Here is a 512-nt window from a genome sequence, read left to right on the forward strand (position 1 = left end):
GCCCTCCGTCCGGGGAGGGCCATACATCCGCTTATCGGGGCGTCACCCCGCCGTTTAGCGGCTCAGGGAGACGAGCACCAGGGCCCCGTCCCGCTTCTCGGCGAAGAACTCGACGACATCGCCGCTCTTGAGTCCCGCCAGCAGGGCCGGATCGGCCGCCTTGAAGATCATGGTCATGGGGGGCATCCCCAGGTTGGCGATCGCCTCGTGGCGGATCCCCACCTTGCCGGCCTCCTGGTCGATCTTGGTGATCACTCCCTTGGTCATCACCTGGGCCCCCATGGTCTGGTCGTTCATCTGGTGGCCTTCGTGACCGGTCATCTCGTTGGCCAGGGCGGGCATGGTCAGGCTCAGGGTGCCCAGCAGCAAAAGGGTCAATTTCATGTCACTTCTCCTCGTCGGATTACAGGGCTCGGGCCAGACAGCCCAAGCGTATGAACACATGGGCTATCGAGGTAGGCCGGATGAGCCCGGCTCCTCGATGGAGAGGCGGGCAGCAAGCTGGCGGCCCC

At 65.0% G+C, this 512-nt stretch carries 1 protein-coding gene; it reads right to left on the reverse strand.

Annotation, left to right across the window (positions count from 1 at the left end; genetic code table 11):
• Positions 1-54: 54 nt before the first annotated feature.
• Positions 55-384 (reverse strand): copper-binding protein, encoded by a 330-nt coding sequence (locus BN1121_RS08870; RefSeq protein ID WP_005349325.1) that lies wholly within the window; start codon positions 382-384, stop codon positions 55-57.
• Positions 385-512: the final 128 nt, after the last annotated feature.

Origin of the sequence: Aeromonas diversa CDC 2478-85 (assembly GCF_000819805.1) — a bacterium.
Classification (GTDB): Bacteria; Pseudomonadota; Gammaproteobacteria; order Enterobacterales; family Aeromonadaceae; genus Aeromonas; species Aeromonas diversa.